This window comes from Methanocalculus sp. (assembly GCF_029762515.1).
GTDB lineage: Archaea > Halobacteriota > Methanomicrobia > Methanomicrobiales > Methanocorpusculaceae > Methanocalculus.
The window spans coordinates 1-6,109 of record NZ_JARVGN010000102.1; the positions used below are offsets into that span (position 1 = coordinate 1).

8 protein-coding genes, 1 tRNA gene and 2 pseudogenes are annotated in these 6,109 nt (G+C 48.8%); 3 read left to right on the forward strand and 8 right to left on the reverse strand.

What is annotated here, in order from left to right; genetic code table 11:
• From QCH34_RS04995 to QCH34_RS05010, 4 genes and pseudogenes are all read right to left on the reverse strand, one after another.
• Window positions 1-220 (reverse strand): annotated as a pseudogene (locus tag QCH34_RS04995) (aspartate aminotransferase family protein); the annotation flags it as partial.
• On the reverse strand, window positions 210-1,184 hold the full coding sequence (gene hemB / locus QCH34_RS05000) for a porphobilinogen synthase (protein ID WP_300331086.1): 975 nt from the start codon (window positions 1,182-1,184) through the stop codon (window positions 210-212). The pseudogene QCH34_RS04995 and the gene hemB, both read right to left, overlap by 11 nt.
• Window positions 1,163-2,437, reverse strand: a complete 1,275-nt coding sequence (gene hemA / locus QCH34_RS05005; protein ID WP_300331091.1) for a glutamyl-tRNA reductase — start codon at window positions 2,435-2,437, stop codon at window positions 1,163-1,165. The genes hemB and hemA overlap by 22 nt, the downstream gene beginning before the upstream one ends.
• Window positions 2,430-3,056: a bifunctional precorrin-2 dehydrogenase/sirohydrochlorin ferrochelatase gene (locus QCH34_RS05010; protein ID WP_300331094.1), complete on the reverse strand. Its 627-nt coding sequence runs from the start codon at window positions 3,054-3,056 to the stop codon at window positions 2,430-2,432. The genes hemA and QCH34_RS05010 overlap by 8 nt, the downstream gene beginning before the upstream one ends.
• A gap of 216 nt (window positions 3,057-3,272) precedes the next feature.
• Here QCH34_RS05010 and QCH34_RS05015 point away from each other — a divergent pair.
• The 3 genes from QCH34_RS05015 to hycI all read left to right on the forward strand — a co-directional run bounded on the left by QCH34_RS05015 (window position 3,273) and on the right by hycI (window position 4,786).
• A tRNA-Gly gene (locus tag QCH34_RS05015) sits at window positions 3,273-3,344 on the forward strand.
• A 768-nt stretch (window positions 3,345-4,112) separates the two neighbouring features.
• Window positions 4,113-4,271, forward strand: coding sequence for a hypothetical protein (locus QCH34_RS05020; protein WP_300331097.1), 159 nt, complete (start codon window positions 4,113-4,115; stop codon window positions 4,269-4,271).
• Window positions 4,272-4,333: 62 nt separating this feature from the next.
• A complete protein-coding gene (gene hycI, locus QCH34_RS05025; RefSeq protein ID WP_300331100.1) occupies window positions 4,334-4,786 on the forward strand; it encodes a hydrogenase maturation peptidase HycI in 453 nt (150 codons plus the stop codon).
• Window positions 4,787-4,824: 38 nt separating this feature from the next.
• Here the strand turns inward: hycI and QCH34_RS05030 are convergent, their stop codons facing one another.
• The 4 genes and pseudogenes from QCH34_RS05030 to QCH34_RS05045 all read right to left on the reverse strand — a co-directional run.
• Window positions 4,825-5,103: a type II toxin-antitoxin system HicA family toxin gene (locus QCH34_RS05030; protein WP_300331103.1), complete on the reverse strand. Its 279-nt coding sequence runs from the start codon at window positions 5,101-5,103 to the stop codon at window positions 4,825-4,827.
• A complete protein-coding gene (locus QCH34_RS05035) occupies window positions 5,033-5,251 on the reverse strand; it encodes a type II toxin-antitoxin system HicB family antitoxin (RefSeq protein WP_300331106.1) in 219 nt (72 codons plus the stop codon). The genes QCH34_RS05030 and QCH34_RS05035 overlap by 71 nt, the downstream gene beginning before the upstream one ends.
• A gap of 158 nt (window positions 5,252-5,409) precedes the next feature.
• Entirely contained in the window at window positions 5,410-5,811 is a 402-nt protein-coding gene (locus tag QCH34_RS05040) for a 4Fe-4S dicluster domain-containing protein (RefSeq protein ID WP_300331109.1), read from the reverse strand.
• Window positions 5,812-6,109 (reverse strand): annotated as a pseudogene (locus QCH34_RS05045) (NADH-quinone oxidoreductase subunit H); the annotation flags it as partial. It lies immediately after the preceding gene.

The following is a 6,109-nucleotide window of genomic DNA, read 5'->3' on the forward strand; positions in this document are numbered from 1 at the left end:
GCTTCTGAATGGCATCTTTTATTGTATCATGTGCGTGTCCAAGGATCAGGGGACCATACCCAAGGCAGCAGTCTATGAGTTCTCTATCGTCTTCTGTTATGATTCGTCCGCCTTTTCCTGATTTCGTATAGAATGGGTATGGCTTGATCGCCCTGACAGGGCTGCTTACCCCTCCCGGGAGGAGCTTTTCTGCTTTTTTAAATAGTGCTTCACTTCTCATCTAACCACCTCGCAGCATCTTCTGCAAAATACGTTATGATTAAATCCGCCCCTGCCCTCTTAATGCAGGTCAGGGATTCAAGTACAACCTTTTTTTCATCAATCCATCCATTCATAGCGGCTGCTTTTATCATTGCATACTCGCCGCTCACCTGATATGCCGCAACCGGGAGGCCAAGAGATCGTATCTCTTTGAGGATGTCAAGATACAACCCGGCAGGCTTGACCATCAGCATATCCGCCCCCTCCTCAGAATCTATTCTGGATTCCCTGAGTGCCTCCCGTGCATTTGCCGGATCCATCTGGTAGGTGGTCCGATCACCGCAGGTATAACAGGAGTCAGCAGCTTCACGGAATGGCCCATAGAGGGCACTGGAGAATTTTGTCGAATAGGAGAGGATGGGGGTTCCAAAGAACCCTTTGGCATCAAGTGCTTCTCTGATTGCTTTCACCTGGCCGTCAAGCATACAGGAGGGTGCAACGCTGTCGGCTCCTGCCTCTGCATGGCTGATCGCAATTTTTGCCATCAATGCAAGCGATCGGTCATTATCGAGATCCAAACCATCATCTGTCAGAATCCCGCAGTGACCATGATCGGTGTACTCGCATGCGCAGACATCGGTGATGATCATCATATCTGGAACCTTCGATCGAATCGATCTCACCGCGTTCTGTATCACTCCAGCCTCTGCATATGCTGATGAACCGATGGGGTCTTTTGTTTTTGGAATTCCAAAGAGGAGCACACCTCTGATTCCCGTATCATACAGGCGCCGGACGACATCCGCGATGCCATCAGGAGGGAAGCGGAACTGGCCGGGCATTGAGCTAATCGGAGAGGGCTCACGGAGTGTTTCATCAATAAAAAGCGGTGCAATGAGATCGGTTGTCAATACCTGTGTCTCCCTCACCAATGGCTGGATTCGGCGCGTTCTCAGTCTTCTTAATCGTGTTTCCGGAAACATATCTTCTCACCTTTTGTTATTGCATCAACGATCATCCCTGCTGTATCCAGATCGCATTGTTCTGCACTTACCCTGATTGCCATTGTAGCATCGGCAAGTATCTTACCGGTCAGTACACGTGTGAGATCATCAACGATCTGAATTGTTTTTTGATCTGCCGGACCAAGCCGGTTAATTGCCTTGTCCCGTTCCCTGATCCTGATCGCTTCAGCCCAGGTATGGAGGGTGGCGATGGTGTCGTTTGCAGCTGCCCGGTTGATCCTGTGGATGAATGTTCCAATTTCTGCTTCTATGAGTGAACGGATTGTATCTGCCTCGCTCTGTCGTGCAGCAAGATTTTCATCGGATATTGATCTCAGGTCATCAATTGTGTACAGATGGACACCGGGGATCTCCCTTATTGAATCCTCGGTATCACGGGGTTGGGCGATATCAACGACGACCAGAGGCTTTGGCACGGTATCAAGGGGCCAGGTTCTCCCCTGCATTGCTTTTTCAAGTTCGTCGTGACGTATTACCGGGTGGGGTGCTGCTGTACATGAGATGACCACATCCGAGAGCAGGATGAATGGAAAGAGATCCTTGAAAGTGACTGCTTTGCCACCGATCTCTTCAGCCAGTTCAACCGCCCGCTCATATGTCCGGTTTGTTACATAAATTGCTGTTAAGTCCTTCTCCTGAAGGGCTTTTGTAACAAGCCTGCCCATCTCACCGGTACCAACAACAAGGATATGCCGTTTCTTCAATGTGCCCAGAAGATCTTCTGCTAGCCGGACAGCAGCCGATCCGATAGAGACCGATCCACGGTTGATCATCGTCTTCTGTCTGACTGTCACACCGAAATGGATCGCCGTATTGATGCAGATATCAATGATCTGGCTGTTCCCCCCATATTCGGTTGAAGTGAGGAGAGCCTGGCGCATCTGGCCAAGGATCTGGTCTTCACCGACTATCATGGAATTGATGCCAGCAGCAAGTCCGAGGAGGTGTCGGAGGGCGCCAAGGCCGTGATGGATGGTAAACCTGTTTTTTCCGATACTCTGCATAAAACGGGCGAGATCGTCAGGATCTCCCTGCACAAGTACCTCAACACGGTTACATGTCTGGAGGAGGAGGACACCTTTATACCGGGAGCGTGCCTGCCTGATAAAGTCCTCATCGTCAGGAAATCTGAATGCCTCAAGTTCGTTCTGGGTTGCCGTATGGTGATCAAGCCCTGCAATAGCGATTGGAGCCAGGAGCCCCTCATTCATGGCAATACCTCGACATCGCAATCTCAATTGTTCTCTCTCTGTCGTCAAGCATTCCTTTCCGTATCGCCGGATCCCGGATTGCTGCTGTCAGCCGCCTGGCTCTCTCTCCCTGTGTCAGATCCATTCTCTTCAGGGCATCACGGAGTATCTGCTGAAGATCGATCATCGCATCAATTTCAGGTGTTATCTCCTCGAAATGTTCCCTCAGATGCCTGCTGACTGCCGGGCTTTCGCCCCCGGTTGAGAATCCGGCTATCAGGTGGCGGCCACGGACGATCGAGGGGATGATCACATCCCCCATATCTCCATCTGCGTTGTTGAAGAGGATTCCTGCCCGGGCAGCCAGCATACCGATGCGGTTATTCTCTTCTCTCTCTGAGAGTGCAGCAATGACCAGAAATGCACCATCAATATATGAGTGTATTTCCTTGTTGCTCAAAGCCCCTGTATCGGCAATAATCCGCCTCACCGGAAGTTGGGTAAGAGCATCCGTGAAGCTTCTGCTGATAATGGTGAGATCTGCTTCATCCAGAAAATAACGTGCTTTTCTGGCAGATACCGAACCTCCGCCAAAGATGACGACTTTCTTCCTGCTGAAGTCGATGATCAGGGGGATCATTTCTTCAAGGTTAGTGGTGCTTTCCTATTAAGATGACGATATTTCAGAGGCGATGCTATTTGTTCTACTCAATCGTCTGATCTCTCATTGCATGGTCATCGGATCGATCCTGTCATTCGTCAGGTCTGTGAATAACCACCAATCGAGGAAAGATCGATATGAATAAATACGGACAATTCCTATAAAGTAAGGTCGCAGGGCAGAGATGTCCGAAGTGCGCCGATAGTGTAGTGGTTATCACTAGGCGTTGCCAACGCCTAAACCCGGGTTCGAGTCCCGGTCGGCGCATCACTTTTGTATTCATTTCTTCTGGTACTGCCAGGTACATTCTCTCCGAGGAACCTTTTGAAAAATGATACAATGAACTACTCTTCTCTCTATATTCAAATATCGTTAAAAAATGTAATTATCAAAAAAGAGATGAAGGGAAGGATTATTTCCTGCCTCCCTTCTTGTCTTTTGACTTGTTCTCAACAGCTGCTTCCTTACCCTTCTTAGCCGGTGCTTCGTATGCCATGAGGATATTTCACCTCCCCCCATCATCATCTGGGACAATCACTTCGTTTGCATATCAGATTATGAAGTTATCGTACACTTTTTCTTTTAATCGGAGAATGACCTTTAAATGACTCTCAAAATTGGTTTTTATTTCTATATACTCACTGAATTGGAATACGCGCAGCATAGGTGCTTCGAGGAGTTGAAAAGGGCCTCATTTAATCCTTGATAGTGTACTTCTCTCCATACTCGCGGCATGGTTTGTTCCTTCTGTAGCCTTTTTCACATAAAAATTCAGCTGCGATACTCATACTTGTTCTCTCTGGAATCACGGTTCTTTAGGAAAAAGCTAACACTGTTTGGAATTTGCTCTCTCTTCCTCACAATCTTTGGGATTCACTCATGTGGACCAAAAGAGAGAAGAGAGTACATGCAACAGGTGGTGAGCTGGAAGGATCATCATGGGTACCTGTCCACTTGCTTCGCGATCTGTTGCCGGAGCACTACAATGTTTGTGATAGATGAAAAGGAAATGATAATCCTGGATGTGAGCCTGAAATGGGAGTAAATGCGTCAATTGGGAGTCTTGATACTCAGGATGAGAATGAGCGGCAGGCAGCCATCCGTTTATTCCTCAGACAAGGATATCGTCCGGAGTTTGGTTTCTTCCCTGAAGAGGGGCTGTTCTCTTCCCATTCCGGATCCTCTCCTGAGTAGCCTGCTTCTCTTCCTGCTGAAAAAAGCAGGTTGATGTAGTCTGAGGAGGAGATCTATCTACAATGATGATCCTCCTTGGAGTTGGAAACACGCTTCTCTCAGATGATGGTGTCGGTTGTTGGATAGCCGATAGTTTCTCTCCAAAATGCTTCTCTTCAGATGGAATGAGAGCATTTCATGGCGGAACGGCACCAGAGAACTTCACGGCTCCAATCCGGCGTGAAAAGCCGGAAATTCTTATTATAGTGGATGCTGCGGAGATGGGTCTTCCCGCAGGCAGTATCAGGATCATCCCTCCCGATCAGATCGATGATACGAGCATCGGCACCCATATGCTGCCGCTCTCCCACCTCATTCACTACCTGTCATCTGACATTCCTGAGATCCTCTTCATAGGGATCCAGCCGGAAACCATCGAGATGGGCGAAGGGCTCTCGCCTGCTGTACAGAATGCAGCTGAGGCGCTCATTAACGTACTGAAAAAAGGAGAGTATGCCTCTCTGGAGAGGCTTTGAAAACTCGTTAAGGTATAGATGGAAAAGCAGGAATAAAGCTATTTTGACAACATTTGAATAAACTCTTCTCGTGTGAGTCCTGCCTGGCGAATAATTGATCTAAGGATACCCCTTCCCAATTCTTCTCCCTGATGGTCCGGTATGACAATAGTTCTACCATCCGGGTGATTCATAATGATATGGCTCCCCTTCTGCCTGACACATGAAAAGCCTGTTTCCTCGAGCAATTTTATAACTCTCCCGGCTTTAACAGGAGTTAATTTCAATGGCCTGAACCCCCACAAACTCCCGTATCTCGTCTGGCTCGGGGCATTCATTCACTTCGAGGTAGAGTGATATCGCTTCATCAAGCCGCCTTAATAACTCCTCATAGGTCTTTGCCTGAGTAAAGCAACCTGGCAGCGATGGGATCGAGGCATAGTAGTAGCCATCCTCGTCTTTCTCAATAAGGCAATTGATTTTCATTATTCTATCCTTGTGTTCTCAAATCAAATAGCTATTGATCATAGAGACGCCCTGCCGGATTTCATGATCACGGATGCCAGCAGATAGGAGACATCTGGTTTCCCAGTGATAAAAGAGAAATGACTAATAAAAAATGGATTCTGGAGGAATAATCTTCCTTATTCCACAATCTGGCTTTCGGCAAACCGGTCCTCGGTTGCGAGCAGAAACTCCGGGCTCATGGTGAGGACGCCTTTTGGGCAGATGTCATTACACTGTGAACAGAAGATGCACTGTGCCACATAAATCCTGATCCGTTTCGTCTCAGGGATGAACTCGATTGCATGTGCCGGGCAGACCCGTATACAGAGATTGCATCCGATACAGCCGTCCCGGTCATAGACGATCTTGCCGCGGAAATTTGGGGGTGTCGCAACCGGGGGGTTGATTGTGGCTTCGCCCGCACCCACCTTCTTCAGAAACTCGGTTACTGATGGCGGGAGGAACCGTGCCGGGAAGGGGTTTGTCGCGGGTATCTTAAAGACCTGTGCGAAGATCTCCCGGATCATCGGAAGTGCCATTTAGAAGACCCCCCTCAGCACCGAATCAAGGATCACAAGCGAAAGGCCAAAGAGCCCGGCCAATCCAAGCCATACCCAGAAGAGGGTGACGACATGGGTAATTCGAAACCTTGCAAGCCCTGTCCTGATCACCGTAACCGAGACGATCATCAGGAGAATCACCTTTGCGAAGAAGAACGCAGCATCCACTGCAAGGGCGACATAGCCTGTAAGCCCAAGCAGTGGTGAGAGATTCCAGGGGAAGAAGATTGCAACTGCAAGCCCGCCCATCACGAGCGTCTTCACACCCTGTGCAATC

Excerpts from the sequence above, each read along its gene's own strand:
- hemB (WP_300331086.1), bottom strand. The coding sequence starts at position 1,184 with ATGTTTCCGGAAACACGATTAAGAAGACTGAGAACGCGCCGAATCCAG.
- QCH34_RS05020 (WP_300331097.1), top strand. The coding sequence starts at position 4,113 with ATGGGAGTAAATGCGTCAATTGGGAGTCTTGATACTCAGGATGAGAAT.
- hycI (WP_300331100.1), top strand. The coding sequence starts at position 4,334 with ATGATGATCCTCCTTGGAGTTGGAAACACGCTTCTCTCAGATGATGGT.
- QCH34_RS05010 (WP_300331094.1), bottom strand. The coding sequence starts at position 3,056 with ATGATCCCCCTGATCATCGACTTCAGCAGGAAGAAAGTCGTCATCTTT.
- QCH34_RS05035 (WP_300331106.1), bottom strand. The coding sequence starts at position 5,251 with ATGAAAATCAATTGCCTTATTGAGAAAGACGAGGATGGCTACTACTAT.
- QCH34_RS05040 (WP_300331109.1), bottom strand. The coding sequence starts at position 5,811 with ATGGCACTTCCGATGATCCGGGAGATCTTCGCACAGGTCTTTAAGATA.
- QCH34_RS05030 (WP_300331103.1), bottom strand. The coding sequence starts at position 5,103 with ATGAATGCCCCGAGCCAGACGAGATACGGGAGTTTGTGGGGGTTCAGG.
- hemA (WP_300331091.1), bottom strand. The coding sequence starts at position 2,437 with ATGAATGAGGGGCTCCTGGCTCCAATCGCTATTGCAGGGCTTGATCAC.